Here is a 25,613-nt window from a genome sequence, read left to right as displayed (position 1 = left end):
CGGCCGGTAGGCTGGGACGCTGACGTCCGATCCCAAGGAGAACACAAACGCGATGGCTGAGTACATCTACTCGATGGTTCGTGCCCGCAAGGCGGTCGGCGAGAAGCTGATCCTCGACGACGTGACCATGGCGTTCCTTCCGGGCGCCAAGATCGGCATGGTCGGCCCGAACGGCGCCGGAAAGTCGACGATCCTCAAGATCATGGCGGGCCTGGACACGCCGTCCAACGGCGAGGCGAAGCTGTCGCCCGGGTTCACCGTCGGCATCCTCATGCAGGAGCCCGAGCTCGACGAGTCCAAGACCGTCCTCGAGAACATCCAGGAGGGCGTCGCGATCAAGGCGAAGCTCGACCGGTTCAACGAGATCTCGGCGCTCATGGCCGACCCTGACGCCGACTTCGACGCGCTGCTGGCCGAGATGGGCACGCTGCAGGAAGAGATCGACGCCGCTGACGCGTGGGACCTGGACTCCCAGCTCGAGCAGGCGATGGACGCGCTGCGCACCCCGCCCGCCGATGCCGCGGTCTCGAACCTCTCGGGTGGTGAGCGCCGCCGCGTCGCCCTCGCGAAGCTGCTGCTGCAGAAGCCCGATCTGCTGCTCCTCGACGAGCCCACGAACCACCTCGACGCAGAGAGCGTGCTGTGGCTCGAGCAGCACCTGCAGAAGTACGCGGGCGCCGTCATCGCCATCACGCACGACCGGTACTTCCTCGACAACGTCGCGGAGTGGATCGCCGAGGTCGACCGCGGCCGACTCATCGGCTACGAGGGCAACTACTCGACCTACCTCGAGAAGAAGGCCGAGCGCCTCGCGATCCAGGGCAAGAAGGACGCCAAGCTCGCCAAGCGCCTCGCCGAGGAGCTCGACTGGGTCCGCTCCAACCAGAAGGGGCGCCAGGCGAAGTCGAAGGCGCGTCTGGCCCGCTACGAAGAGATGGCGGCAGAGGCGGACCGCACCCGCAAGCTGGACTTCGAAGAGATCACGATCCCGCCGGGGCCGCGCCTGGGCAGCATCGTCATCGAGGCGAAGAAGCTCCAGAAGGGCTTCGACGGGCGTTCGCTGATCGACGGCCTGAGCTTCACGCTCCCGCCCAACGGCATCGTCGGCGTCATCGGCCCCAACGGCGTCGGAAAGACGACGCTGTTCAAGACGATCGTCGGACTGGAGCCGCTCGACGGTGGCGACCTGAAGATCGGCGAGACGGTCAAGATCAGCTACGTCGACCAGTCGCGCGCGAACATCGACCCCAACAAGACGCTGTGGGAGGTCGTCTCCGACGGCCTCGACATCATCACGGTCGGCAAGACCGAGATCCCGTCGCGCGCCTACGTGTCGAAGTTCGGGTTCAAGGGCCCCGACCAGCAGAAGAAGGCCGGCGTGCTCTCGGGCGGTGAGCGCAACCGCCTCAACCTCGCGCTCACCCTGAAAGAGGGCGGCAACCTGCTGCTCCTGGACGAGCCGACCAACGACCTGGACGTCGAGACGCTCCAGTCGCTCGAGAACGCACTGCTCGAATTCCCCGGCTGCGCGGTGGTCATCACGCACGACCGGTGGTTCCTCGACCGCATCGCGACCCACATCCTGGCGTACGAAGGCACCGACGAGAACCCCGACCAGTGGTACTGGTTCGAGGGCAACTTCGAGGCGTACGAGGCGAACAAGGTCGACCGTCTCGGCGCCGACGCCGCGCGCCCGCACCGGACCACCTACCGCAAGCTGACACGCGATTGAGCCGAAGGCAGCCGAGCGAGCCCGGATGCTGAGGCGATCGAAGCGCGTGGTGACGAGCGAAGCGAGGATCACCAGTGACTGATGCCGATGGCGCGGCGACCGCTCCCCAGCGGAGCGGTCGCCTGCACATCCCCATCCACCTGCGATGGGGCGACCTCGACGCGTTCAATCACGTCAACAACACGTCGATGCTGAAGCTCCTCGAAGAGGCGCGCGTGCGCGCGTTCTGGGTGCCGGCGCCGGGTGAGACGGCACCGCCCACCGCGGTGCTGGACTCCAGCATCTTCAGCGGCGTGCTGACCCTCATCGCCCGGCAAGAGATCGAATACCTCGCTCCGGTGCCCTACCAGCGGCATCCTCTCGACGTGCAGATGTGGTTCGGAAAGATCGGCGGCTCGAGCATCGAGGTCTGCTACGAGGTCTACAGTCCCGTCGAGACCGCCGACCTCGGCCGGCAGCTCTATGCCCGCGCCACCACGGTGATCGTGAAGGTGGATGCCGCCACCGGGCGTCCGCTGCGCCTCACGGCCGACGAACGCGCCGCGTGGGCGCCGTACGTCGGCGAGCCCATCTCGTACGGGTACCGCCACTGACCCGGACCTCACAGCAGACGGGGCCTGTGCGGCGTCAGGCGCCGGTCAGGCGCTCATCGGGCACGCGCACCATGATCTCCTGCGCGACGCTGGCCAGCAGCGCGCCGCCCTGGCTGTAGATGCGGCCGGTGGCGAGGCCCCGGCCCCCGCGTGCGCTCGGGGACTCCTGGACGTACAGCATCCACTCGTCCACGCGGCCGAAACGGTGCCACCACATCGCGTGGTCGAGACTTGCCACCTTGAGGCCGGGGGTCGTCCACGCGATGCCGTGCGCACGCAGGATCGACTCCTGGATCGTGAGGTCGGTCAGGTAGGCGAGCGCGGCCCGGTGGATCGCCGGGTCGGCGGGGATCGGGCGGCGCACCCGCATCCACACCATCTGGTCGGGACGCCGCGGCCCATCGACGGCCGTGTAGATCGGCGCCGGGATGTGGCGCAGCTCGACGGGCCGGTCGGTGAAGAACCTCTTCGTCATCGGGTGCAGACCGTCCAACTGCGCCTCGACGTCGGGCAGGTCATCGGGGTGCGGCACGCCGGCGGGCATCGGCGCCTGATGCTCGAGCCCGGGGTCCTCGTCCTGGAACGACGCGATCATCGAGAAGATCGGCACGCCCTCCTGGTAGGCCTGCGTGCGGCGCGTCGAGAAGGAGCGGCCGTCGTGGATGCGGTCGACCGAGAACGTGATGCCCTTCGCCGAGTCGCCGGGCCGCAGGAAGTACCCGTGCATCGAGTGCACCTTGCGGTCATCCGGGAGGGTCCGGGATGCCGCGACGATCGACTGCGCGAGCACCTGGCCGCCGTACACGCGGCCGAGTGGCATCGACTGCGAGCGGCCGGTGAAGATGTCCTCGGTCGTCCGGGCGTCGGAGCCGCTCAGGTCGAGCACCGCGAGCATCGACGCGACGGCGTCGGTGGATGGATCTGCGGGGTGCTCGGCGTTCACGGGTCTCCTCGTCGTCGGTGCGTGGACAGAGGGCGGACTGCGCCCCTCGTTCCGCTTGGTAGCTTAGGGGGCGATGTCTCCCCGCCTGCTGTTCGCCGATCCCGCCTCCGCCGCCGACGCTCTGACGTTCGCGGGGCGGGCGGCACGGTTCACGGTCGAGGGTCTCCGGCTGCAGGCCACCGGCGGTGTCCTGGCGATGACCGCGGCCCCGCTCGCGCCCCGCGGGCTCGGCGATTCGACGCCGACCGTCCTCGCGATGCGCACGCTGGCCGCCGACCCCGAGCTGGTATGCGACGTCGTGGTCGAGGCATCCACCCTCGCTGCGGCGACAGACGATCCCCGTGCGCTGGCGCTGCCCGACACCGCTGTGTCGGCGGCATGGGCCGGCATCGCACCGCCGCGCGGCGGATGGGAGCCGCGGCCCGGGATCGAGGCATCCACTCTCGCCGCCAAGGCGCAAGGCGGCATCGCGCGGGTCTCGGAGTCGGTGCCGACCGACGCCGGGGAGGACGTGGTGCGCGCCGTGCGCGCCGCGGTGTGGGGGGCGCCGGACGACGACCTCGGCGGACTGCCGCTCGGCGTGGCATTCGCCGCGCTCAGCATGGGCTTCATCAGCGGCGCAGAGACGGCCCGCGTGTACGCGAGCGGTCCGTGGAGCCGCGTCAGCCTCCAGCGCGGGCACATCGTGGTCCGTGGACCGATGGTGTCGGGGCTCACCCCCGTGCGCCGCACCGGCCCCGCATCGGCCTGACGCGGCCGACGGCTCAGACCGCGGCGGCGGCCGCCCGGCCGGCGACGCGCCCCGAGAAGAGGCATCCCCCGACGAACGTCCCCTCCAGCGCGCGGTAGCCGTGCACGCCGCCGCCGCCGAAGCCGCTGGCCTCACCTGCCGCGTACAAGCCAGGAACGGGTGTCCCATCGGCGCCGAGTGCGCGACCCGACAGGTCTGTCTCGATGCCGCCGAGCGACTTGCGCGTGAGCACGTGCAGCTTGACCGCGATGAGCGGACCGGAGTCCCGGGCGAGGATGCGGTGGGGAGTCGCCGTGCGGATCAGCTTGTCGCCACGGAACGCACGGGCCGAACGCAGCATCGCGATCTGCGCATCCTTCGTGAAGTCGTTGTCGACCTCGCGGTCGCGCGCCTCCACCTCCATCCGCACCCGCTCGGGGTCGAGCGCTTCGCCGCCCGGCAGCGCCTGCATCCCGGCGATGAGGTCGTCGAGCTTCTCGCGGACGACGAAGTCCGCGCCCTTGTCCATGAACGCCTGCACGGGGCCCGACGCGCCCTTGCCCAGCCGGGACTTGGCGAGAAGCCGCACGTCCTTGCCGGTGAGGTCGGGGTTCTGCTCGCTGCCCGAGAGGGTGAACTCCTTCTCGATGATCTTCTGCGACAGGACGAACCACGAGTGGTCGTACCCGGTGGCGCGGAGGTGTGCGAGCGTGCCGAGCGTGTCGAAGCCCGGGAACAGCGGTACGGGCAGCCGGGCTCCGGTGGCGTCCAGCCACACCGACGACGGACCGGGGAGGATCCGGATGCCGTGCTGCGGCCACACCGGATCCCAGTTCTGGATGCCCTCGACGTAGTGCCACATGCGGTCCCCGTTGATGAGGCGCGCGCCGGCGGCCTCGGAGACGGGCTGCATCGAGCCGTCGACGTATGCGGGCACGCCCGTGATCATCGTCTCGGGGGGAGTGCCGAGTCGCTCGGGCCACGCGCGGCGCACCAGATCGTGGTTGCCGCCGATGCCGCCTGACGCGACGATCGTCGCCTCGGCGGTCACGGTGAAGCCGTCGACCACGTCGCGGGAGCTCGCGACGCCGCGGCTCGCGCCCGAGGGCTCGAGCACGTCACCCGAGGCGCCGGTGACGACGCCGCCCGCGACCGTCAGCGCCGTGACGCGGTGCCGCGGCAGGATGGTCACACGGCCATCGGCCTCACCGGCCTCGACCTCGGCCTGGAACGGCGCCACGAGCCCCGGGCCGGTGCCCCACGTGATGTGGAAGCGGGGGACCGAGTTGCCGGGGCCGATCGCGGTGTAGCCGCCGCGCTCGGCCCAGCCGACGATCGGGAAGAATCCGACGCCCTTGCTGCGCAGCCAGTCGCGCTTCTGCTGGTGGGCGAACTGCAGGTACGCCTCGGCCCAGCGGCGCGGCCAGAGGTCCTCGTCGCGGTCGAACCCGGCGTTGCCGAACCAGTCCTGGCGCGCCAGTTCGATCGAATCGTGGATGCCCAGGCGCCGCTGCTCGGGCGAATCCACGAAGAACAGCCCGCCGAAGGACCACCAGGCCTGACCACCGAGGTTGGTGCGCGGCTCCTGGTCGACGATCGTCACCCGCTTGCCGGCGGCGACGGCTTCGGCGGCCGCGACGAGTCCGGCCAACCCCCATCCGATCACGAGCACGTCGGTGCGATGGGTGGCAGCGGGCATGTCGACTCCTTCGTCGGCGGGTGGGGGGAATTCAGCGGGTGGTGTCGGGTTGCGCGGGCGGCGCGGCGGTGACGGGAATGGATGCCGCAGCCCGGGCGCCCGCGGACGGTCCGATGCCGGACGGCTCGAACGTGTTCACCATGGCATATGCGGCACGCTGCAGGTAGTCCCACAGCGTCGCCTCGTGCAGGGGAGGCAGCTCGATCTCGTCGACGGCCGCGCGCATGTGGGCGAGCCACCGGTCGCGGGCGTCGGGATCGATGTGGAAGCCGGCGTGCCTCATGCGCAGCCGCGGGTGACCGCGCTCCTCGCCGTAGGTCGTGGGGCCGCCCCAGTACTGCTCCAGGAAGGTCGTGAGGCGGTGCTTGGCCGGACCGAGATCCTCTTCGGGATACATCGGCCGCAGCACCTCGTCGTCGGCGACGCCCCGGTAGAAGATGTCGACGAGGCGCACGAAGGTGTCGTGCCCGCCGATCTCCTCGTAGAACGTGATCGGGTTCGCATCCGTCATGAGGTCGCTCCGGGGGTCGTGCCGGACTCGTCGCCGGACGTGGTCTTCTTCTTGCTCGTGCGCTTGGGCTTCCAGACGGCGCCCTCCGCGGCCGGCGCGACGGGGTTGGGCCGCGTCCTGGGCGGGTTCGCGCCGCGCACCCGCTGCGCACCCTCGAGGCCCGACGGCATGACGGCAGTGAGCGAGGGGAGCGAGATGCCCATCTCGTCGATCGCGTGCTTGAGACGCATGCGCAGCTCTCGTGCCACGTCGTCCTTGGCGTTCGCGCGGGTCTTGATCACCAGGCGGATGACCAGGGCGTCGCCAGAGATCGACTCGAGGCCCCACACCTCGGGCTGCTCGATGATCCGCGTGCGCCACTTCGGGTCCTTCGCGAGGCCCTTCGCGGTGTCGAGCATGACCCGCTCGACCTCGTCGATGTCGGAGTCGGTCGCCACCGACAGGTCGAGGATCACCCGCGACCAGCCTTGCGACAGGTTGCCGATGCGGGTGATCTCGCCGTTGCGGACGTACCAGAGGGTGCCGTTCACGTCGCGCACGTGGGTGACGCGGACGCTCACGTACTCCACGATGCCGGTGGCGAGACCGAGGTCGACGACGTCGCCGATGCCCACCTGGTCCTCGGCGACGATGAAGATGCCGTTCAGCACGTCCTTGACGATGTTCTGGGCGCCGAAACCGAGGCCGGCGCCCACCGCAGCCGTCAGCAGGGTCAGCGAGCCGAGTGCCGTCGGGGCCAGGACGTTGATGATGAGCAGCAGCGCGATGATCACGACGGTGACGTTGACGATGTTGCTGAGGATCGACCCGAGCGTGCGCGTGCGCTGCACGAGTCGCACCGAGGCGAGAGGCGAGCGCTCGAGCGCCTGCGTGTCGTCGACGTTGGCCTTGTTCTTCGCGCCGTTGACGATGCGGTTCACGACGCGGTGGATCACGAAGCGCAGGATCCACACCAGCAGGAAGGCGCCGACGATGATGCAGACGACTGTCAGCACGTTCCACCCGGCGGACACGAAGAAGTCGCCGACGCTCTGCCAGAACGTCGCAGTGGTGATGGCGGGAGGATCTTCGAGGGGCACGGAGTTCATCCCTTCCAGCCTAACGATCGCGGCCTTGGAAAGACCTCAGCGCAGGGGCGGCAGCGGCTCGTCGTCGCCGAGAAGCCGCAGCCGGTGCGCGAGGATCACGGCGTGGATGCGGTCGCGCGCGCCGACCTTCGCCAGCACCCTTCCGACGTGTGTCTTGACTGTCGACTCGCTGAGGAACAGCTGCTGCGAGATCTCGGTGTTGGTGTAGCCGCGGCCCATCGCGAGGAACACCTCCCGCTCGCGCTCAGTGAGCTCACCGGTGGGGTCGGGGAGCGCGGGCTGCGCCGGCGGCTGCGCGGCCAGCCGGTCGAGCAGCACGCGGGTGATGCGAGGTGAGAGCGGCGTGTCGCCCCGGCGCACGGCGCGGATGGCCGACGTCAGCTCGGCGCGCTGCGCATCCTTCAGCAGGAAGCCGCTCGCGCCAGCCTCCAGCGCGCCGAACGCGTACTCGTCGAGGTCGAACGTCGTGAGCACGAGCACCCGCGTCTCGGGGGCCACGCGTGCCAGCAGCGCGGTCGCCGCGATGCCGTCGAGCACGGGCATCCGCACGTCCATCAGCACGACGTCAGGTCGCAGCCGGGCGGCGAGGTCGGCAGCCTCCTGCCCGTCGCCGGCCTCGCCGACGACGACCAGATCGTTCTCGGCTTCGAGCACCAGGCGGAAGCCCACGCGGATCAGCGCCTGATCGTCCGCGATCAGGATGCGGATGGGGGCGGCGTCGGTCATGAGGCGTCCTCGCTGCCGGGGTCCGAGGTGGGCGTGGGCGCGGTCACCGGGATCGACGCGGTGAGCTCCCAGCCGCCCGCGCCGTCGGGTCCTGCCGACAGCGTGCCGCCGATGTGCGCGGTGCGTTCGGCGATCCCGCGGAGTCCGAAGCCGCCGGGCGCGGTGGACGGCTCGGCTCGGTCGTTGCGGACGGTGACGTTCGTCGCATCCGCGCCGTGCTCGATGCTCACCCGGATGCCGGTCGCCGACGGAGCATGACGCATGGCGTTGGTCACGCCCTCCTGCACGATGCGCCCGAGCGCGTACTGTGCCCCGTCCGAGAGGTCCGCAGCGCCCGTGACGACCAGCGTCGCCGGGTAGCCCGCGCGCTGCGCCGCCGCGACGACGTCGTACGGCGACACCGGGGCGAGGGGAGCCAGCGGCGCGTCCAGATCGCCGTCCCGCAGCACGCCGAGCATCGTGCGCATCTCCGCGAGAGCCTCACGCGCCGTGGTCGCTGCGGCCTCCATCGCGCCACGCGCCCGTGCGGCGTCGGAGGTCGCGGCGGCGCCCTCCGAGAGCGCCACGATCACGGTGAGCGAGTGCGACACGACGTCGTGCATCTCGCGGGCGATGCGTGAGCGTTCGCCCGCGGCCGCGAGCTGCGCCTGCTGGTCGCGCTCGACGACGAGCTGGCGCGAGCGGTCGATGACGGCTTCGAGGTAGCGCTTGCGGTTGCCGATGTTGATGCCGACGAGCGCGCCGACGAGGGCGACGACGGCCGCTGCCAGCAGCGCGTTGAGCGCCGCCTGCAGGTCCACGGCGCCAACGAGCACGCCGAGGCCGCCGACGATCGCGATGGCGCCCATGCCGACGCCGTACGCGATCCAGCACAGGCGGCTCGATCCGTACACCGCGACGGCGTACATCGAGAGGATCAGGAGGGGCGAGCCGGCCGCGGACGGGTACGCGAGCATCACGAGCTGCAGCAGCACGGCGAGTGCGTACGGCAGGAGCGGCCACCGCCGGCGCAGCATGAGCGACGCCGCGGCGGCGATGGCGATGATCATCGAGACGATGTGGAACGCGGCGCCGGGGTCGGCGTCGCCGGTGCCGACGGGGCCGGCCGTCGTCAGGGCGATGAGGAAGCCGATGACGGCCACGACGATGTCGGTGAAGAGGGGATGCCGCGCCCAGAACTGGCGGATCACTCCGGGCGGCCGAGGAAGCAGCAGCTCCGCATCCGCCGGGGCGGATGCGGAGCTGCGGCGGCGAGCCATGCGCTCGACTCTACGCGTCGCGCGTGCGCAGGACGCCCCAGCCGACCAGCAGCGGGATGACGGTCCAGCTCACCAGGGCGAGCAGCGCCGGCACGAGGTCCTCGCCGCCCGGGGCGGTCAGGGTCGACGCGGCGTTCATCGGCAGGTACTGGCCGAGATCGACGATCCAGCGCCAGCCCTCGCCGGCCATGGCGAACATGCTCACCACGATCGGCAGGACGAAGAGCACGCCGACGGTCGCGGCGATGGCACCGGCGCCGTTGCGCACGATGAAGCCGAACCCGAGGCCGATGAGGGTGAAGGCGACCATCGAGAGCACGCCGTACGCGAGCGGCACGATCGACAGCGACGGCTCGGACCAGTCGATGCCCTCGGTGAGGAGGGGAGCGGTGGCGACGATCGCCACGGCGTACGTGACGACGGTGACGACCGCCATCAGCGCTGCGAGGACGACGGCCTTGGCGGCGACGACGGCTCCGCGGTGCGGCTCGGCCGTGAGGGTCGAGCGGATCATGCCGGTCGAGTACTCGCCGGTGATCACGATGGCGCCCAGGATGCCCGCGACGAGCATCGTGAACTGCGTCGGCGAGAGGATGGCGCTGACGGCGGGGAAGCCCGGCCCGAAGCTCGACGACGCGGCGGCGATCATCATCGAGATGCCGATCGACAGTGCGGCGGCGACGCCGAGCGACCACCAGGTCGAGCGGACGGACATGATCTTGATCCACTCGCTGCGCAGCAGGTGGCCGAAACTGAGGCGGTACGGCGAGGCGGTGCGCGAACGCGTGGCCTGCTCGGTGGCGATGGCGGTCATCGGATCTCCTTGGACTTGTACTCGACGGCTTCGCCGGTGAGAGCGAGGTAGGCGTCCTCCAGCGAGCCGGTGCGTGAGGTGAGCTCGTGCACCGGGATGCCGAGCGATGCGGCCAGGTCGCCGAGCGACGCGGCGGTGACACCGGTGATCTCGGCGGCGCCGGGCTCGGTGGCGGTCACGGTGATGTCGGGGCCCGACACGGCCGCCGCGAGCTCTGCCAGGCGCGGCGATCGCACGAGGACCGTGTTGCTCGTCCACGCCCGGACGAGTGCCGACAGTTCGGCGTCGGCGAGCACCTGACCGCGTCCCAGCACGATGACGTGGTCCGCGGTCTGCGCCATCTCGCTCATGAGGTGGCTCGACAGCAGCACGGTGCGTCCCTCGGAGGCGAGGTGCCGCACGAACTGCCGCACCCAGCGCACTCCTTCGGGATCCAGGCCGTTGACCGGCTCGTCGAGGATGAGCGTGTGCGGATCGCCGAGCAGCGCGGCGGCGATCCCGAGGCGCTGGCCCATGCCGAGCGAGAACTTGCCGGCCCGCTTGTCGGCCACCGAGCCGATGCCGGTCAGCTCGATCACCTCGTCCACGCGCGCGCGGCCGATGCCGTGGGTGGCGGCCATCGCGCGCAGGTGGTTTCGCGCAGAGCGGCCGGTGTGGACGGCCTTGGCGTCCAGGAGCACGCCCACCTCGGCCAGTGGCGCGCGCATCTGCCGGTACGGCGTGCCGTTCACGGTGACGTGGCCGGCGGTCGGGCTGTCGAGCCCGACGATCATGCGCATGGTGGTGGACTTGCCGGCGCCGTTCGGGCCGAGGAATCCGGTGACCTTCCCCGGCTGCACGGTGAACGACACCTGCGACACGGCGGTCTTGTCTCCGAATCGCTTCGTGAGCTGTTCTGCAACGATCATGTCGTCAACGCTATGGGGGCGCAGGGACCCGCACATCGGTCCGCGGGATGACGTGTCGGCGACGGCGTGGTACCGCGGTGCCGAAATGCCGGATGCCTCGGTCCTGCGCGGGGCGCAGGACCGAGGCATCCACTCGATCAGGAGTGCGGGCTACTGGGCGTCGCGGTCCTGGACGGCGAGTGCCCGCTCGACGCCGGCGAGGTTCTCGGCCACCAGGCGACGCAGCGCGGGAGCGGCGTCGGCGTTGGCCTCGAGCCAGGCGCGCGTGGCGTTGCGCAGCGCGACGTCGGCGAGCGGCGCCGGGTAGAGCCCGACGATCAGGTACTGCGCGATCTGGTAGGTGCGCGAGTTCCAGACCGGCAGCAGCGCGTCGAAGTACCGCGCGACGTAGCCGGCGAGCAGGTCGCGGCCGGCCGGGTGCACGAACCCGAGCGCCGCGGAGCGCACGATCGTGTTGGGCTGGTCGTCGCGGTCGACGAGCGAGGCCCAGGCGGCGTCCTTCGCCTCGGTGGACGGCAGCGCCGCCTTCGCCTGCGCGGCGAACTCGCCGCCCTTGGCGGTGTTGTCGGCCTCCAGTGCCGCGTCGATGTCGGCGGCCGTCACGACGCCGCCGGCAGCGAGCGAGACGAGCAGCTGCCACGACAGGTCGGTGTCGACCTCGAGTCCGGCGAACGTCTCGGCACCCTCGCGGACGGCGCGGACCTTGTCCCACTGCGCGGCCGTGGCCGCGGCCGAGGCGAACGCGGTCACGAACTGCAGCTGGCTGTCGCTGCCCGCTTCGGCGGACTGCGCGAGCTCCCACAGCGCGTCGGCGACCTTCGCGCGCGTCGCGTCGCGCTTCTCGGGGGCGACGTAGGAGTTCGCGGCGAGCTGGAGCTGGCCGAGCGTCGTGCGGACGGTGGTCGACTCGGTCTCGGCGCCGATGTTTCGCAGCACCAGATCGACGTAGTCGGATGCGGATGCCTCGGCGTCGCGCGTCTGGTCCCACGCGGCACCCCACACCAGCGATCGGGCGAGCGGGTCGCTGATCTTGCCGAGGTGGTCGATCGCGGTCTGCAGGGACTGCGCGTCGAGGCGGATCTTGGCGTAAGCGAGGTCCTCGTCGTTCAGCAGCACGAGCGCGGGGCGGGCGATGCCCTTCAGCTCGGGCACCTCGGTGAGGTCGCCGTCGACGTCGAGCTCGATGTGGTGGACGCGGACGAGCGCGTCGCCTTCGAGGTCGTAGAACCCGACGCCCAGACGGTGCGGGCGGATGGTCGGGTAGTCGGCCGGGGCCGTCTGCACGATCGCGAAGCGCGTGATCTTGCCGTCGACGTCGGTGACGATCTCGGGGGCGAGCGTGTTGACGCCCGCGGTCTCGAGCCACTTCTTCGACCAGGTCGACAGCTCGCGGCCGCTGGTGGCCTCGAGCTCGGCGAGCAGGTCGCCCACCTCGGTGTTCGACCACTGGTGCTTCTTGAAGTACGCCGCGACGCCGCCGAAGAACGCCTCGATGCCCACCCAGGCGGCGAGCTGCTTGAGCACCGACCCGCCCTTCGCGTACGTGATGCCGTCGAAGTTGACCTGCACGTCTTCGAGGTCGTTGATCTGCGCCACGACCGGGTGAGTCGAGGGGAGCTGGTCCTGGCGGTATGCCCAGGTCTTCTCCATGGCGTTGAAGGTCGTCCACGCCTCGGTCCACTCGGTGGCCTCGGCGGTGGCGATCGTCGACGCCCACTCGGCGAACGACTCGTTGAGCCAGAGGTCGTTCCACCACTTCATGGTGACGAGGTCGCCGAACCACATGTGGGCGAGCTCGTGGAGGATCGTGACGACGCGACGCTCCTTGACGGCATCGGTCACCTTCGAGCGGAACACATACGTCTCGGTGAAGGTCACCGCGCCGGCGTTCTCCATCGCGCCCGCGTTGAACTCGGGCACGAACAGCTGGTCGTACTTGGCGAACGGGTACGGGAAGTCGAACTTCTCCTCGAAGTACGCGAAGCCCTCACGCGTCTTGTCGAAGATGTAGTCGGCGTCGAGGAACTGCCACAGGCTCTTGCGGCCGTAGACGCCGAGCGGGATCACACGGCCCGAGGCGCTCGTGAGCTCCGAGAACGTGGCCTCGTAGGGGCCGGCGATGAGCGCCGTGATGTACGACGAGATGCGCGGCGTGGCCTCGAAGACCCACGTGGCGCTCCCATCACCATGCGCCGTCGGCTCGGGCGTGGGGGAGTTCGAGACGACCTTCCAGGGCTCGGGGGCCGTGATCGTGAACTGGAACGTCGCCTTCAGGTCGGGCTGCTCGAACACCGCGAACACGCGGCGCGAGTCGGGCACCTCGAACTGCGAGTACAGGTACACCTCGCCGTCGACGGGGTCGACGAAACGGTGCAGGCCTTCACCGGTGTTGGTGTAGAGGCAGTCGGCGTCGATGACGAGCTCGTTGTCGGCGGCGAGGTCGGTCAGCGCGATGCGCGAGTCGGCGAACGCGGCGGCGGGGTCGATGGACCGGCCGTTGAGGGTGATCTCGCGCACGTCGCGCGCGATGAGGTCGATGAACGTCGCGGCGCCGGGCGTCGCGGTGAAGCGCACGACGGTCCGGGATCCGAAGACCTCGGCGCCCTTCATCAGGTCGAGTGCGACCTCGTACGACTGGGTGTCGACGATCGCGCGGCGCTCCTGCGCCTCGATGCGGGTGAGGTTCTCTCCAGGCACTGCTGTGGCTCCCATGGGTGAGGATGACGGATGATCTCGACGCCTCCGCGATGCGCAGGCCCGTTCCGGCGGCCGTCGTGAGCACTGCTGGCGCCCACGACAACCGTCCCAGCCTACGTGGTGTGCGCCCCGAAATGCCCTCTGACGTGGTTGCGGGCATGCGCGACCTCCGCGGGCAGAGCGACGTCGGGGAGACGGTGCTCCGCAGCCGACGCGCCCCCGGAGCGAGGAATGCCGGGTATCGGCGTGTCGGCCCCGGGCGACGGTGTCAGGATGGAGGGGTGAGTCCTGCCGAACCGCCCCTCATCCCGTTCGCCTCTCCCGCTGCCGCCTCCGGTGCTCCGTTCGTGGAGCAGCCGGTCGCGTACGACGGCATCCTGCTGGCCGGCTTCGGCGGTCCCGAGGGCCAGGACGACGTCATCCCGTTCCTGCGCAACGTCACCCGCGGTCGTGGCATCCCCGACGAGCGCCTCGAAGAGGTGGCCCACCACTACCGCCACTTCGACGGCGTGAGCCCGATCAACGCCCAGAACCGCGCGCTCAAGGCCGCGCTCGAAGCGGAGCTCGCCCGCCGCGGCCTCGACCTGCCCGTCTACTGGGGCAACCGCAACTGGTCGCCGTATCTCGACGAAGCGGTGAGGGATGCCGCCACCGCCGGCGACACGAACCTCCTGGCCCTCGCCACAAGCGCCTATTCGTCGTTCTCGAGCTGCCGGCAGTACCGCGAGGACTTCGCACGCGTGCTGACCGAGACGGAGCTGGAGGGCACCGTCAGCATCGACAAGGTGCGCCAGTTCTTCGACCACCCCGGGTTCGTGCAGCCGTTCGTCGACGGCGTGCGCGCGGCGGTCGCCGGGTTCCTCGGCGACGGGATCGCCCCAGAGGCCGTGCGCGTGCTGTTCTCGACGCACAGCATCCCGACCGCCGACGCCGAGCGCTCGGGCCCGCGCGAGGGCGACGAGCTGCACCGCGAGCTGGGGGAGGGCGGCGCGTACGCGGCGCAGCACCTCGCCGTCGCCGAGGTCGTGATGGCCGCCGTCGCCGCCGAGATCCCCGGCGCCGAGCGCGTCGGGTGGGACCTCGTGTACCAGTCTCGTTCGGGCCCTGCGAGCCAGCCCTGGCTCGAGCCCGACGTCAACGATGTGATCTCCGGACTCCCGGCCGCGGGCATCCAGGCTGTCGCGATCGTGCCCGTCGGGTTCATGAGCGACCACATGGAGGTCCTGTGGGACCTCGACACCGAGGCGATGGAGGCCGCAGAAGAGGCTGGCATCCGAGCCGTGCGCACCCCCACGCCGGGCGTCGACCCGGTGTTCGTGTCGGGGCTCGTCGACCTCGTCCAGGAGCGCCTGAACGGCACGCCGGCCGCGGACCGGCCGCACCTCACCGACCTCGGCCCCTGGTTCGACGTGTGCCGCCCGGCCTGCTGCGAGAACGTCCGCGCCGGTTTCAAGCCCGCCGCCGCGGGCATCGCACCCTGAGCGGCGAGCCTGCTGCCGCGTGGGTGCCCGCCCCGCGGCATCCCGTCTTCCCCCGCCCGCCCCTCTCTAGGATTGAGCCCATGCGCATCCACATCGCGACCGATCACGCCGGCCTCGAGTTCTCGACGCAGCTTCAGCACCATCTCGCCGCCGCGGGGCACGAGGTCGTGGACCACGGCCCGATCGAGTACGAACCGCTGGACGACTATCCGGCGTTCTGCATCCGCGCGGCGCAGGCCGTCGTGCGCGATCAGGCCGCCGGCGTCGAGACCCTGGGCGTCGTCTTCGGCGGTTCGGGCAACGGCGAGCAGATCGCGGCGAACAAGGTGACGGGCGTGCGCGCCGCGCTGGTGTGGAGCATCGCGACGGCAGAGCTCGCCCGCGAGCACAACGACGCCAACGTGATCGCGATCGGCGCGCGTCAGCACACGTTCGAAGAGGCGGCGACCTTCATCGACCGCTTCATCGCGACGCCGTTCTCGGGCGAGGAGCGCCACGCGCGTCGCATCGCGCAACTGGCCGCCTACGAGGCCGACGGCTCACTGGAGCCCGACCCGCGCGCCACGCCCGGTCAGGCCGACGTGCTCGCCGACGACGACAGCTCGTTCGACCCCGAAGCCGGCTGACCGGTGCCCGAGGGCCATTCCGTCCACCGCATCGCGCGTCAGTTCGACCGCAACTTCGTGGGGCGCCAGGTCGTCGCCTCCAGCCCGCAGGGTCGATTCGCCGAGGGCGCGGCGGTCCTGAGCGGCCGTACGGCGACCGACGTGCGCGCTGTCGGCAAGCAGATGTTCCTCGAGTTCGACGACGACCTGTGGCTGCGCGTGCACCTCGGGATGTACGGCGCGTGGGACTTCGCCGGCGAGATCCTCGTCGACCCGACCATCGCGTCCGCGAACGGCCGGATGGGGCAGACGAACCAGCGCGGCACCGACCTGGGCGACCCTATCCTCGACGCCGCCGGTGAGAACTCGCTCACCTCGATCGGGGCTCCACGCCGCGCACGTGTGCATGTCCGCATGTCGGAGCAGACGACCGGCCTCGCCGACGAGGGCGACGAATGGCCGCCTCCGGTGGTCGGCCAGGTGCGCCTGCGCCTGCTCACGGACGTGACATGCGCGGACCTGCGCGGACCGACGGCCTGCGAGCTGCAGACCCCCGACGAGGTCGCCGCCACGATCGCGAAGCTCGGCCCCGACCCGCTCGTCGACGACGTCACCGAGGGCGAGGAGCGCTTCACCTCGGTGGTGCGACGCAAGCCGACGGCGATCGGGCTGCTGCTCATGGATCAGAACGTCGTGAGCGGCATCGGCAACGTCTACCGAGCCGAGCTGCTGTTCCGCGCACGCCAGAACCCGCACACGCCTGGGCGCGACGTGCCCGAGGAGGTCGTGCGCGACCTGTGGCGCGACTGGGTGCGGCTGCTCGCGATCGGCGTCGAGACCGGTCAGATGATGACCATGGACGACCTCGACCCCGCTGCGTACCGCGCGGCGATGGCGAGCCGCGACGACCGGCACTGGGTCTACCACCGCGCCGGTCTGCCCTGCCGGGTGTGCGGCACGGCGATCGTCGTCGAGGAGGCGGCGGGGCGCAAGCTCTACTGGTGCCCCTCGTGCCAGGCATGATCCGGCGTCCTTCCCCGCGCGCCTAGGCTGAGCGCATGCGCCAGAACCCGAGCTTCGCGATGACCGACGTCGGCGAGATCCGCCGGCTGATCGACCTGAACCCGTGGGTGACGATCGTGAGCGCGACCGACCAGGGGCTGGTCGCGTCGCACTACGCGGTGCTGCTCGACGAGGGCCGCGACGACCTCACGATCGTGGGACACGTCGGCAAGCCCGACGACCTCGTCCACGGACTCGGCGAGCACGAGCTGCTCGTGGTGGTGCAAGGCCCCCATGGCTACGTCTCGCCGGGCTGGTACGGCGACGTGCAGAGCGTGCCGACCTGGAACTTCGTGTCGGCGCACCTGAGCGGCATCCCCGAGATCCTGACGCCCGAAGAGAACCTCGAGGTCCTCGAGCGGCTCGTCGCGCGGTTCGAGAGCGGGATGCCGCAGCCCCGGCTGATGTGGCAGCCGCCGAACGATCCCGACTTCGTGCGACGGCTCGAGCGGGGCACCGTCGGGTTCCGGCTGACGCCGACCCGGGTGGTCGGCAAGCGCAAGCTCAGCCAGAACAAGCCCGACGAGGTCGTCGAGACCGTGATCGCCGCGCTCCGTGCCGGCAGCGGCCCGTACGCCGACCCGCGTCTGCCCGACGAGATGCGGCGCGACTTCGAGACCCGCAAGGCCGCCCGGTGACGACGGCGCGCGGCGATGCCCCCGATGTCATCGCGAACGCCCGCCTGACCGGGGCCGAACGCACCGACCCGTTCGGCGACGACGTCGTCGACCTCCATCTCGCCGAAGGGCTCGTGGCCGACATCGCCCCGGCGGGCGCCCTGCCGCGGCGGGGCGCGGTGCTCGATGCCGACGGCGGCTGGGTGATCCCGGGCCTGTGGGACCACCACGTGCATGTCGTGCAATGGGCGCTGTCCGCGCAGCGCGTGCCGTTGGGCGGCGCGACCTCTGCCGCGCACGCCGCCGCGCTCATGGCCGACGCGGCGCCGCTCGGCGACGGACGCCTCGTCGGCAGCGGTTTCCGCGACGCCTTCTGGCCCGATGCCCCTGACCTCGCGGTGCTCGATGCCGCCACCGGTGGGGTGCCGACGTACCTCATCAACGCCGACGTGCACAGCGTGTGGCTCAACTCGGCGGCACTGCGGCGTGAGGGAATCGAGCCCGACGGCATCGGCGTGCTCCGTGAGGAGCCCGCGTTCGAGATCTCGCGGCGGCTCAACGCCGTCGACGTGTCGGTCTCCGACCCGCTCGTGACGCGGATGGCGCAGGATGCCGCCGCCCGAGGCGTCGTGGGCCTCGTCGACTTCGACATGGCGTGGAACCACGAGGCCTGGACTCGCCGCCTGGCCGCCGGATTCGACGCGCTGCGCGTCTCGTACGGCATCTACCCGGAGTTCCTGGATCGCGCCGTCGCGCAGGGGCTGCAGACCGGCGATGCCGTGAACGGGCCCGCGCCGGCGGCATCCCCTCTCGTCCGCGTCGGACCGCTGAAGGTGATCACCGACGGATCGCTCGGCACACGCACCGCCGCGTGCTCACACGCGTACCCGGGAGACCCGCACAACCACGGCCTGCTCACCGTCGATGCCGCGACGCTGGTCGACCTGATGACCCGCGCGACCGGCGCGGGCATCGCGTCGGCGATCCATGCGATCGGCGACGTGGCCAACTCCCATGCGCTCGATGCGTTCGCGGCGACCGGTGCGTGGGGGACGATCGAGCACGCCCAGCTCGTCGCGCACGCCGACATCCCGCGGTTCGCGCGGCTCGGCATCGGCGCGAGCGTCCAGCCCGAGCACGCCCTCGACGACCGCGACCTGACCGACACCGTATGGGCCGGCCAGACCGCGCAGCCGTACCCGCTGCGCACGCTCGCCGACACCGGCGCGAACCTGCTGTTCGGCTCCGACGCGCCCGTGGCACCGCTGGATCCGTGGGTGGCGATGGCGTCGGCGGTGTTCCGCACGCGCGACGGGCGCGAACCCTGGCAGCCGCAGCAGCGGGTCGATGCGGCGACGGCGCTCGCGGCATCCACCCGAGACGGATCCGCGGTGCCCGCCCGCGTCGAACCGGGCGATGTGGCCGACCTGGTGGTCTGCGCGCACGACCCGCTCGCGGCCGACGAGGCGGCACTGCGCGGCATGCGCGTGGCCGCGACGCTCGTGGCGGGCCGGCTGACGCACGTGGCGTGACCCTCCGCCGGTACGGGGGTCTGCCCCCGTACCGGTTCGGGAGAGGGTCGGATGCCGTCGCACCGGCGTCGCCGCGAGGCTGGAGGCATGACTTCCGACGTGCCCCCGCCTCCGGCCCCTCCCGGGGCGATGCCGGCTGCGCCGGCGCCACCGCGCCGACGGCGCCGCCGCGGTCTCGTCATCGGGCTCATCGTGGCCCCGCTGGCGGTGCTCGCGCTGCTCATCGGTGCAGCGGCGGTGTGGTTCGCCACGAACGCGGTCCGGCCGGCGCCGCCCGCCGCCGGCAGCGTCGGCTTCGAGAACCCCGTGGCCGTGCCGCCGCTCGCGCCGTCGCACATCGAAGACGGCGTGCGCGTGTTCTCGCTGACCGCCGCCGAAGGACGCACATCGTTCGTGCCGCAGGGCGACACGCCCACGCTCGGCTACGACGGCTCGTACCTCGGACCGACCCTGGTCGCTCAGCGCGGCGAGCAGGTGCGCGTCGACGTCACCAATGATCTGCCTGCCACGACGACCGTCCACTGGCACGGCATGCACCTGCCGGCCGCGATGGACGGGGGTCCGCATACGCCGATCGCTGCGGGCGCGCTGTGGCAGCCGACGTGGAAGGTCGACCAGCCGGCCGCGACGCTCTGGTACCACCCGCACCTCCACGGCCGCACACGCGAGCAGGTCGACGCGGGGCTGGCCGGGATGTTCCTCGTGCGCGACGACGAGGAGGCGGCGCTGGCGCTGCCGAGGGACTACGGCGTCGACGACTTCCCGCTGATCGTGCAGGACCGCTCGTTCGACGCCGACGGCTCGTTCGCCGGCGGCCTGAGCATGCAGTTCGACGGCGTGCTCGGCGACACGATCCTCGTCAACGGCACCGTCGCCCCGTATCTCGACGTCACCACCGAGAAGGTGCGTCTGCGCCTGCTGAACGGCTCGAGCGCGCGCATGTACGACTTCGCCTTCGCGGACGGACGCGAGTTCGACCTCATCGGCACCGACGGCGGGTTGCTCGAGGCACCCGTGACGTCGACCGACATCCCGCTGTCGCCCGGGGAACGCGCCGAGATCGTCGTGACGCTCTCACCGGGCGAGCGGATCGCCCTGCGCTCGAACGCGCCCGATCCCGCGCTGCACGCCGGCTCGGCGGCCTTCGACGTGCTGGAGCTGCGGGCCGCGGGGGCCCTCGCCCCTTCGCCCGACGTGCCCGTCCACCTGGCTGACGTCCCCGCGCCGGACCCGACGGGAGCCGTCGCCGAGCGCACATTCGTGATGTCGGGGCACGACATCAATGACAAGGAGATGGACCTCGGGCGCGCCGATGTGGTCGCCACGGTGGGAACGAGCGAGATCTGGACCGTCCGCAACGACAACCCGCTGCCGCACTCGTTCCACGTGCACGACATGCAGTACCGCATCCTCAGCATCGACGGGTCGCCGCCGCCGGCGCGGCTCGCGGGGTACAAGGACACGATCGCGCTCGCAGCGGACCGCGAATACCGCCTGCTGGTCCGGTTCGACGACTATGCCGATCCGACGACCCCGTACATGTACCACTGCCACCTGCTGTGGCACGAGGACCAGGGCATGATGGGACAGTTCCTGGTCGTCGAGCCGGGCCAGCAGCCCGCCCTGACTCGCCCCGAGGGAGAAACCGATGACCACAACGACCACTGACCTGTCGCAGCCGCGGCCCGACGCCGCCCGCGAACCCGCCACCGGGTTCTGGGCATCGTACGGACGGGCCTGGCTGCACACCCCCGGCAGCGCCCTGTACCTGCTCGCGGTGTTCGTGCTCGCGATGATCTCGATCAGCCTGCTGGCCTCGCTGTTCTGGACGAGCGTCGGCCTGCTGATCCTGGTGATCGGCCTGCCGCTGATGGTGCTGACCCTGCTCATCGCACGCGGCCTCGGCGTCGCCGACCGCTTCATGCTGCAGCTGACCGGCCTTCCCCGGATCGCCGAGCCGGAGTGGAACCGCGACGCCCCCACCAGCACCGGCTTCTGGGCGACGCTCACCCGTCCGGTGCGCAATGCGCACTACTGGGTCTATCTCGTGCACGGCATGATCGTCACGCCGATCATCAGCACCATCTCGTTCGTGATCACGACAGTCTGGCTGAGCGTCGGCCTCGGCGGCCTGACGTACTGGTTCTGGGGGATGTTCCTGCCCAGCGGCGCCGAGAACGGCGACTGGGGGCAGTACGTGTCCGGTGCCATGCCGTGGCTGTTCGGCGGATGGGACGCCAACGCCGTTGAGATCGTGCTGTACCTGGTCGCCGGCGTCGTGTTCACCTTCACGATGCCCTGGGTGCTGGGCGGGCTCGCCCGTGGCCATCACGCCGTCGCGACCGGGATGCTGGGGCGCTGGAAGTCCGACGAGCTGGCCGCCGAGGTGCGGGCCGAGGCCGCGGCACGCGGCGCGGCCGTGCACGCCGAGGACGTCGCGCTGCGCCGCCTCGAGCGCGACATCCACGACGGCCCGCAGCAGCGTCTTGTGCGGCTGCAGATGGATCTGGCTGCTCTCGAGCGTCGCGCCGAAGCCGGCGAGGCGGATGCCGCAGCCGACCTCGCGCGCGAGGCCCGTGGTCACGCCAAGGCGGCCCTGGACGAGCTGCGCGCGCTGTCGAGCGGCGTCGCGCCGCCGCTGCTCCAGGACCGCGGTCTGGCCGCCGCGCTGGACGCACTCGCCACGAGTTCGCCGCTGTGGGTCCAGGTCGAGGTCGATCCCGCGATCGATCGTGCGGTCAGCCAGGAGGTCGCGCGCACCGTGTACTTCGTGGTCGCCGAGCTCATGACGAACACGGTCAAGCACGCCGGGGCCAGCGCCGCCACACTGCGGGCGACGCTGCGCCGGTCGACGACCGGCGCGCCGACGCACCTGGACGTATGGGTGGTCGACAACGGCCGCGGGGGAGCCGTGCTCTCCAGCGGCCACGGACTCGAGGGCCTGCGCGAGCGCGTGGCCGGCCTGCGCGGGATCCTGGTCGTCCAGAGCCCCGTGGGCGGCCCGACGTCCGTCGGCGCGCACATCCCGCTGACGGTGGCGCCGTGACGGATCCCTATCCTGAGGGGATGGCTGCTTCGACGCATTCCGCCCGGCAGGTTCCCGATGCGCTGCGCGTCGTCCTCTTCGAGGACTCCGTGCTGCTGCGGGAGGGTCTCGTCCGGCTGTTCGACGAGGCGGGGTACGTCACGGCCGGGGCGTGGGGCGACGTCGAGGATGTCGTCGGCAGGGTGCGCCAGGCGCACGCGGACGTCGCGATCCTCGACGTGCGCCTGCCGCCCGGGTTCCGCGACGAGGGCATCAAGGCCGCCCTCGCCCTGCGTGCCGCACTGCCGGAGGTCGGGATCCTGGTCCTCAGCCAGTACGTTGAAGGCGTGTACGCGCGCGAACTGCTCGCGGGCGGCGAGGGTGGCGTCGGGTACCTCCTGAAGGACCGCGTGACGTCGCTCGAGGAGTTCTCGGACGCCGTCCGCCGCGTGCGCGAGCGCGGCACCGTGCTCGATCCACTCGTCGTGCAGGGACTGCTGTCGGCACGCCCCGACCCGCTGTCGACGCTGACGCCGCGCGAGCGCGATGTGTTGACGCTCATGGCCGAGGGGCGCAGCAACGCCAGCATCGCCGAGCGCCTGTTCATCGGGGTCGGCGCTGTGGAGAAGAACATCAGCGCGATCTTCGCGAAACTCGGACTGGAGGAGTCCGGCACCGAGCACCGGCGCGTGCTCGCCGTGCTCGCGTTCCTGCAGAGCGCCTGATCGGCACGGCACACGACGAGGGCCCCGGGATGATCCCGGGGCCCTCGTCGGATCAGGCTCGGCTGAACGTCACTCGGCGAGGTGCGCGAAGAGGAACCAGCGGTCCTTCTCCAGCGTCTCCTTGATGCCGATCGCGATGTCCTGGCTGGTGAGGTCGAACTCGTCCAGACCGTCGATCGCGTCCTGCACGTCGCGGATCACGACGTCCATGTCCGAGATGACGTTGCGGATCAGGGCGTCCCACTGCGTGAAGCCGGCGGGAACGGCCGTCGTCGCCTTGGCGGCGACGGTGCCGACGCGGGCGTCGACCGGAAGCCCGAGGGCGACGATCCGCTCGGCGGCCTGATCAGCTCCGGCCTGCGCGTTGGCGACGACCGCGTCGAGCAGCTCGTGGATCGCGATGAAGTTCGCCCCGCGCACGTTCCAGTGGGCCTGCTTGCCGTTCACGGCGAGGGCCTGGAGTCCGAGCACCACGGGAGTGAGGAACTGTGCGGTCGCGGCTGCGACATCGGGAATCGCAGCGGTTGCGGGAACGGTCTTCGTGTCAGTCATGTCTCTCGCCTCCATCGTGCGGAGCGCCGCCCATCGAGCGGTCGTCCTCCAGTGACTGCAACGCTACTCACGGGTGGTCATTCCGCAAGCAAGAGAAGGCTGGGCTTAGCGGGCGCTCCGGCAGCCGATGCGGGCATCCGGCCGCGACCGGCTAACGTCGATGCGTGCCTTCCGCAGATCACGACCTCGGACCGCAGCATCTGGGCGCCCCCGCCAAGACCGTGGCCCGAGAGCCCCACGACCGCTCCCCAGAGCACGCCGAACCCTCCCGGTTCCTGCCGCACGTGCAGGGACTGCGCGCGATCGCCGTGCTGTGCGTCGTGCTCTACCACTTCTGGCCGGGGCGGATCACCGGCGGCTACATCGGCGTCGACATCTTCTTCGTCATCTCGGGCTTCCTCATCACGTCGCATCTGATGCGCGAGATGACCGCGACCGGCACCGTGAAGCTCGGGCAGTTCTGGGCCCGTCGCGCGCGGCGCCTGCTGCCGGCATCCCTGCTCGTCCTGCTGTTCTGCGCGGTCGTCGTGATGTCGCCGTACCTCATGCCGACCTCGGCGCTGCCGAACGAGGTGCGCGAGATCCTGTCGTCGACGTTCTATGTCGAGAACTGGTACCTGGCGCTCAACTCGGCCGACTACCTCAACCACTCCGGCTCGCCGACGACCGTCCAGCACTACTGGTCGCTGTCGCTGGAAGAGCAGTTCTACGTGATGTGGCCGCTCATCATGCTGCTGGCTGCCTGGATCGGCGTGAAGTTCTTCCGCGGCGCCCGGCGCCGTGCGATCCTCGTCGCGCTCGGCATCGTGACGGTCGTCTCGTTCGCGTTCTGCGTCGTCTTCACGATCACGAACCCGGCGCCGGCGTACTTCGTCACGTTCGGCCGCATGTGGCAGTTCGGCGTCGGAGCCATGATCGCGCTCGTGCCGATGCTGCGGGTGCGCGGCGCCATCGGCAGCTTCCTCCTCGGGTGGGGCGGCATCCTGCTGCTGGTCTACGTGACCTTCACGTTCGACGGCCAGACGCCCTTCCCGGGCTACATGGCGGCGCTGCCCACGCTGGGTGCCGCAGCCGTCATCGCGGCGTCGAACAGCGACCGCTGGTGGTACCCGACACGGATCCTGTCGATCCGTCCGGCGCAGTTCGTCGGCGACATCTCGTACTCGCTGTACCTGTGGCACTGGCCGCTCATCATCATCGCGCCGTCGGTGCCGTTCTGGGGCCTGACCATCTACCACCGCGTCGCCCTGCTCGTCATCTGTTTCGTGCTGGCGTGGCTCACCAAGCGGTTCGTCGAGGACCCGGTGCGCGGCTGGAAGGTGCTCACGACCCGTCCGGCCCGCGTCACGCTGTGGTCCTCGCTCGCGGCGATGGTCATCGTCGCGCTGGTCGCCGCGACGGCGTGGTTCGTCAACGCGCCGCTGTACAACCAGGGCACCCGCGACATCGCCGAACTGCAGCAGAACCCGCCCGAGTGCTTCGGCGCGGCATCCGTCCTCGATCCCTCGTGCGCGGGGACGGACTTCGGCGACACGATCCTCCCGGCCCCCGGATTCGCCGGCATCGACCGGCCCGAGGACCCGCAGTGCTTCGTCCAGCTCACCGACTCGCGGCCCGTGTCGTGCGAGTTCGGCTCGGACGACCCCGACGCGCCGCGCGTAGCCCTCATCGGCGACAGCCACGCATACCAGCTGCTGCCCACGTTCCAGCGCATGGCCGAGGCAAACGGCTGGAAGCTCATCACCTGGTTCAAGGGCGCCTGCCCGTGGAACGCCACGCCGCTGTCGACCCCCGGCGCGTTCGGCGCCGCGTGCACCGACTGGCGCGAAGGCGTCCAGCGCGCCATCGACGACACGGACCTGGACGTCGTCTTCACCGCGGCGATCGCCAACACGCCGTATTCGTCCGCCGGGTATGACTCGTCGCACGATGCCGCCGTCGCCGGCTACCGCGACGCATGGAGCACGGTCACCGACCGCGGCATCCCCGTGGTCACCGTGGTCGACAACCCGGTGTGGGAGACCGACCCGAACAAGTGCCTGCGCACCCGCGACGCCGCGGAGTGCGACGGTGCGCGTTCGGACGTGCTCGTCGAGAACGATCCGCTGCGGGATGCCGCGACCGGCCTGGACTCCGTGACCCTGCTCGACTTCACCGACGTGTTCTGCGGCGAGGACGCGTGCGCCCCGGTCGTGGGCGGCGCCAACATCTACCGCGACCAGGACCACCTGACGGTGACGTTCGTCGACACGTTGGCGCCCTGGTACACCGAGGCCATCCAGATGGCCCTGGCGGGTAGGGTCGCACCATGACG

At 70.8% G+C, this 25,613-nt stretch carries 22 protein-coding genes; 12 read left to right on the top strand and 10 right to left on the bottom strand.

The window, feature by feature from the left end; all coding sequences use genetic code 11:
• Nucleotides 1–52: 52 nt before the first annotated feature.
• Nucleotides 53–1,732, top strand: coding sequence for an energy-dependent translational throttle protein EttA (gene ettA, locus ABEA46_RS05775; protein WP_345543420.1), 1,680 nt, complete (start codon nt 53–55; stop codon nt 1,730–1,732).
• Between the two features lie 74 nt (nt 1,733–1,806).
• Nucleotides 1,807–2,325, top strand: a complete 519-nt coding sequence (locus tag ABEA46_RS05770; protein WP_345543419.1) for an acyl-CoA thioesterase — start codon at nt 1,807–1,809, stop codon at nt 2,323–2,325.
• A 34-nt stretch (nt 2,326–2,359) separates the two neighbouring features.
• On the opposite strand, the gene ABEA46_RS05765 is transcribed toward ABEA46_RS05770, so the two are convergent.
• A complete protein-coding gene (locus tag ABEA46_RS05765; RefSeq protein WP_345543802.1) occupies nt 2,360–3,220 on the bottom strand; it encodes an acyl-CoA thioesterase in 861 nt (286 codons plus the stop codon).
• Between the two features lie 121 nt (nt 3,221–3,341).
• On the opposite strand from ABEA46_RS05765, the gene ABEA46_RS05760 reads away from it, so the two are divergent.
• Nucleotides 3,342–4,019 carry a DUF8185 domain-containing protein gene (locus tag ABEA46_RS05760; protein WP_345543418.1) on the top strand — a complete coding sequence of 226 codons (678 nt, stop codon included), beginning with the start codon at nt 3,342–3,344 and terminating at the stop codon, nt 4,017–4,019.
• A gap of 13 nt (nt 4,020–4,032) precedes the next feature.
• Here ABEA46_RS05760 and ABEA46_RS05755 read toward each other — a convergent pair whose 3' ends face one another.
• From ABEA46_RS05755 to pepN, 8 genes are all read right to left on the bottom strand, one after another.
• Entirely contained in the window at nt 4,033–5,697 is a 1,665-nt protein-coding gene (locus ABEA46_RS05755; protein ID WP_345543417.1) for an FAD-binding dehydrogenase, read from the bottom strand.
• Nucleotides 5,698–5,728: 31 nt separating this feature from the next.
• The gene (locus ABEA46_RS05750) at nt 5,729–6,208 is read right to left on the bottom strand and encodes a globin (RefSeq protein ID WP_345543416.1); all 480 of its coding nucleotides are present in this window, start codon (nt 6,206–6,208) and stop codon (nt 5,729–5,731) included.
• On the bottom strand, nt 6,205–7,296 hold the full coding sequence (locus ABEA46_RS05745; protein ID WP_345543415.1) for a mechanosensitive ion channel family protein: 1,092 nt from the start codon (nt 7,294–7,296) through the stop codon (nt 6,205–6,207). Before ABEA46_RS05745 ends, ABEA46_RS05750 begins: the two co-directional genes overlap by 4 nt.
• A gap of 36 nt (nt 7,297–7,332) precedes the next feature.
• Entirely contained in the window at nt 7,333–8,022 is a 690-nt protein-coding gene (locus tag ABEA46_RS05740) for a response regulator transcription factor (protein ID WP_345543414.1), read from the bottom strand.
• On the bottom strand, nt 8,019–9,281 hold the full coding sequence (locus ABEA46_RS05735) for a sensor histidine kinase (RefSeq protein ID WP_345543413.1): 1,263 nt from the start codon (nt 9,279–9,281) through the stop codon (nt 8,019–8,021). Before ABEA46_RS05735 ends, ABEA46_RS05740 begins: the two co-directional genes overlap by 4 nt.
• A gap of 10 nt (nt 9,282–9,291) precedes the next feature.
• The gene (locus ABEA46_RS05730) at nt 9,292–10,095 is read right to left on the bottom strand and encodes an ABC transporter permease subunit (protein ID WP_345543412.1); all 804 of its coding nucleotides are present in this window, start codon (nt 10,093–10,095) and stop codon (nt 9,292–9,294) included.
• A complete protein-coding gene (locus tag ABEA46_RS05725) occupies nt 10,092–11,003 on the bottom strand; it encodes an ABC transporter ATP-binding protein (RefSeq protein WP_345543411.1) in 912 nt (303 codons plus the stop codon). The genes ABEA46_RS05730 and ABEA46_RS05725 overlap by 4 nt, the downstream gene beginning before the upstream one ends.
• A 150-nt stretch (nt 11,004–11,153) precedes the next feature.
• A complete protein-coding gene (pepN, locus tag ABEA46_RS05720) occupies nt 11,154–13,700 on the bottom strand; it encodes an aminopeptidase N (RefSeq protein WP_345543801.1) in 2,547 nt (848 codons plus the stop codon).
• A 281-nt stretch (nt 13,701–13,981) separates the two neighbouring features.
• Between pepN and ABEA46_RS05715 the strand changes: the two genes are divergently transcribed.
• From ABEA46_RS05715 to ABEA46_RS05680, 8 genes are all read left to right on the top strand, one after another.
• The gene (locus ABEA46_RS05715; RefSeq protein WP_345543409.1) at nt 13,982–15,181 is read left to right on the top strand and encodes a ferrochelatase; all 1,200 of its coding nucleotides are present in this window, start codon (nt 13,982–13,984) and stop codon (nt 15,179–15,181) included.
• A gap of 80 nt (nt 15,182–15,261) precedes the next feature.
• Entirely contained in the window at nt 15,262–15,807 is a 546-nt protein-coding gene (locus tag ABEA46_RS05710; protein WP_345543408.1) for a ribose-5-phosphate isomerase, read from the top strand.
• A gap of 3 nt (nt 15,808–15,810) precedes the next feature.
• Nucleotides 15,811–16,809, top strand: coding sequence for an Fpg/Nei family DNA glycosylase (locus ABEA46_RS05705; protein ID WP_345543407.1), 999 nt, complete (start codon nt 15,811–15,813; stop codon nt 16,807–16,809).
• A gap of 35 nt (nt 16,810–16,844) precedes the next feature.
• Entirely contained in the window at nt 16,845–17,486 is a 642-nt protein-coding gene (locus ABEA46_RS05700) for an FMN-binding negative transcriptional regulator (protein ID WP_345543405.1), read from the top strand.
• Nucleotides 17,483–18,997: an amidohydrolase gene (locus ABEA46_RS05695; RefSeq protein ID WP_345543404.1), complete on the top strand. Its 1,515-nt coding sequence runs from the start codon at nt 17,483–17,485 to the stop codon at nt 18,995–18,997. Before ABEA46_RS05700 ends, ABEA46_RS05695 begins: the two co-directional genes overlap by 4 nt.
• 87 nt (nt 18,998–19,084) lie before the next feature.
• A complete protein-coding gene (locus tag ABEA46_RS05690; RefSeq protein ID WP_345543403.1) occupies nt 19,085–20,665 on the top strand; it encodes a multicopper oxidase family protein in 1,581 nt (526 codons plus the stop codon).
• Nucleotides 20,646–22,043 (top strand): sensor histidine kinase, encoded by a 1,398-nt coding sequence (locus ABEA46_RS05685; RefSeq protein ID WP_345543401.1) that lies wholly within the window; start codon nt 20,646–20,648, stop codon nt 22,041–22,043. The genes ABEA46_RS05690 and ABEA46_RS05685 overlap by 20 nt, the downstream gene beginning before the upstream one ends.
• A gap of 20 nt (nt 22,044–22,063) precedes the next feature.
• The gene (locus ABEA46_RS05680; RefSeq protein ID WP_345543400.1) at nt 22,064–22,747 is read left to right on the top strand and encodes a response regulator transcription factor; all 684 of its coding nucleotides are present in this window, start codon (nt 22,064–22,066) and stop codon (nt 22,745–22,747) included.
• Between the two features lie 69 nt (nt 22,748–22,816).
• Here the strand turns inward: ABEA46_RS05680 and ABEA46_RS05675 are convergent, their stop codons facing one another.
• Nucleotides 22,817–23,299, bottom strand: coding sequence for a Dps family protein (locus tag ABEA46_RS05675; RefSeq protein WP_345543398.1), 483 nt, complete (start codon nt 23,297–23,299; stop codon nt 22,817–22,819).
• 164 nt (nt 23,300–23,463) lie between these two features.
• On the opposite strand from ABEA46_RS05675, the gene ABEA46_RS05670 reads away from it, so the two are divergent.
• Nucleotides 23,464–25,611 carry an acyltransferase family protein gene (locus tag ABEA46_RS05670; protein WP_345543397.1) on the top strand — a complete coding sequence of 716 codons (2,148 nt, stop codon included), beginning with the start codon at nt 23,464–23,466 and terminating at the stop codon, nt 25,609–25,611.
• Nucleotides 25,612–25,613 lie beyond the last annotated feature (2 nt).

The organism is Microbacterium jejuense (assembly GCF_039544225.1).
In the GTDB taxonomy this organism is placed as follows: domain Bacteria; phylum Actinomycetota; class Actinomycetes; order Actinomycetales; family Microbacteriaceae; genus Microbacterium; species Microbacterium jejuense.
This window is presented reverse-complemented; position numbering and strand designations above follow the sequence as displayed.

Bases quoted from the DNA above. Each gene is read 5' to 3' on its own strand.
- ettA (WP_345543420.1), top strand. From the start codon at position 53: ATGGCTGAGTACATCTACTCGATGGTTCGTGCCCGCAAGGCGGTCGGC.
- ABEA46_RS05765 (WP_345543802.1), bottom strand. From the start codon at position 3,220: ATGCTCGCGGTGCTCGACCTGAGCGGCTCCGACGCCCGGACGACCGAG.
- ABEA46_RS05760 (WP_345543418.1), top strand. From the start codon at position 3,342: ATGTCTCCCCGCCTGCTGTTCGCCGATCCCGCCTCCGCCGCCGACGCT.
- ABEA46_RS05755 (WP_345543417.1), bottom strand. From the start codon at position 5,697: ATGCCCGCTGCCACCCATCGCACCGACGTGCTCGTGATCGGATGGGGG.
- ABEA46_RS05750 (WP_345543416.1), bottom strand. From the start codon at position 6,208: ATGACGGATGCGAACCCGATCACGTTCTACGAGGAGATCGGCGGGCAC.
- ABEA46_RS05745 (WP_345543415.1), bottom strand. From the start codon at position 7,296: ATGAACTCCGTGCCCCTCGAAGATCCTCCCGCCATCACCACTGCGACG.
- ABEA46_RS05740 (WP_345543414.1), bottom strand. From the start codon at position 8,022: ATGACCGACGCCGCCCCCATCCGCATCCTGATCGCGGACGATCAGGCG.
- ABEA46_RS05735 (WP_345543413.1), bottom strand. From the start codon at position 9,281: ATGGCTCGCCGCCGCAGCTCCGCATCCGCCCCGGCGGATGCGGAGCTG.
- ABEA46_RS05730 (WP_345543412.1), bottom strand. From the start codon at position 10,095: ATGACCGCCATCGCCACCGAGCAGGCCACGCGTTCGCGCACCGCCTCG.
- ABEA46_RS05725 (WP_345543411.1), bottom strand. From the start codon at position 11,003: ATGATCGTTGCAGAACAGCTCACGAAGCGATTCGGAGACAAGACCGCC.
- ABEA46_RS05710 (WP_345543408.1), top strand. From the start codon at position 15,262: ATGCGCATCCACATCGCGACCGATCACGCCGGCCTCGAGTTCTCGACG.
- ABEA46_RS05700 (WP_345543405.1), top strand. From the start codon at position 16,845: ATGCGCCAGAACCCGAGCTTCGCGATGACCGACGTCGGCGAGATCCGC.
- ABEA46_RS05690 (WP_345543403.1), top strand. From the start codon at position 19,085: ATGACTTCCGACGTGCCCCCGCCTCCGGCCCCTCCCGGGGCGATGCCG.
- ABEA46_RS05685 (WP_345543401.1), top strand. From the start codon at position 20,646: ATGACCACAACGACCACTGACCTGTCGCAGCCGCGGCCCGACGCCGCC.
- ABEA46_RS05680 (WP_345543400.1), top strand. From the start codon at position 22,064: ATGGCTGCTTCGACGCATTCCGCCCGGCAGGTTCCCGATGCGCTGCGC.
- ABEA46_RS05675 (WP_345543398.1), bottom strand. From the start codon at position 23,299: ATGACTGACACGAAGACCGTTCCCGCAACCGCTGCGATTCCCGATGTC.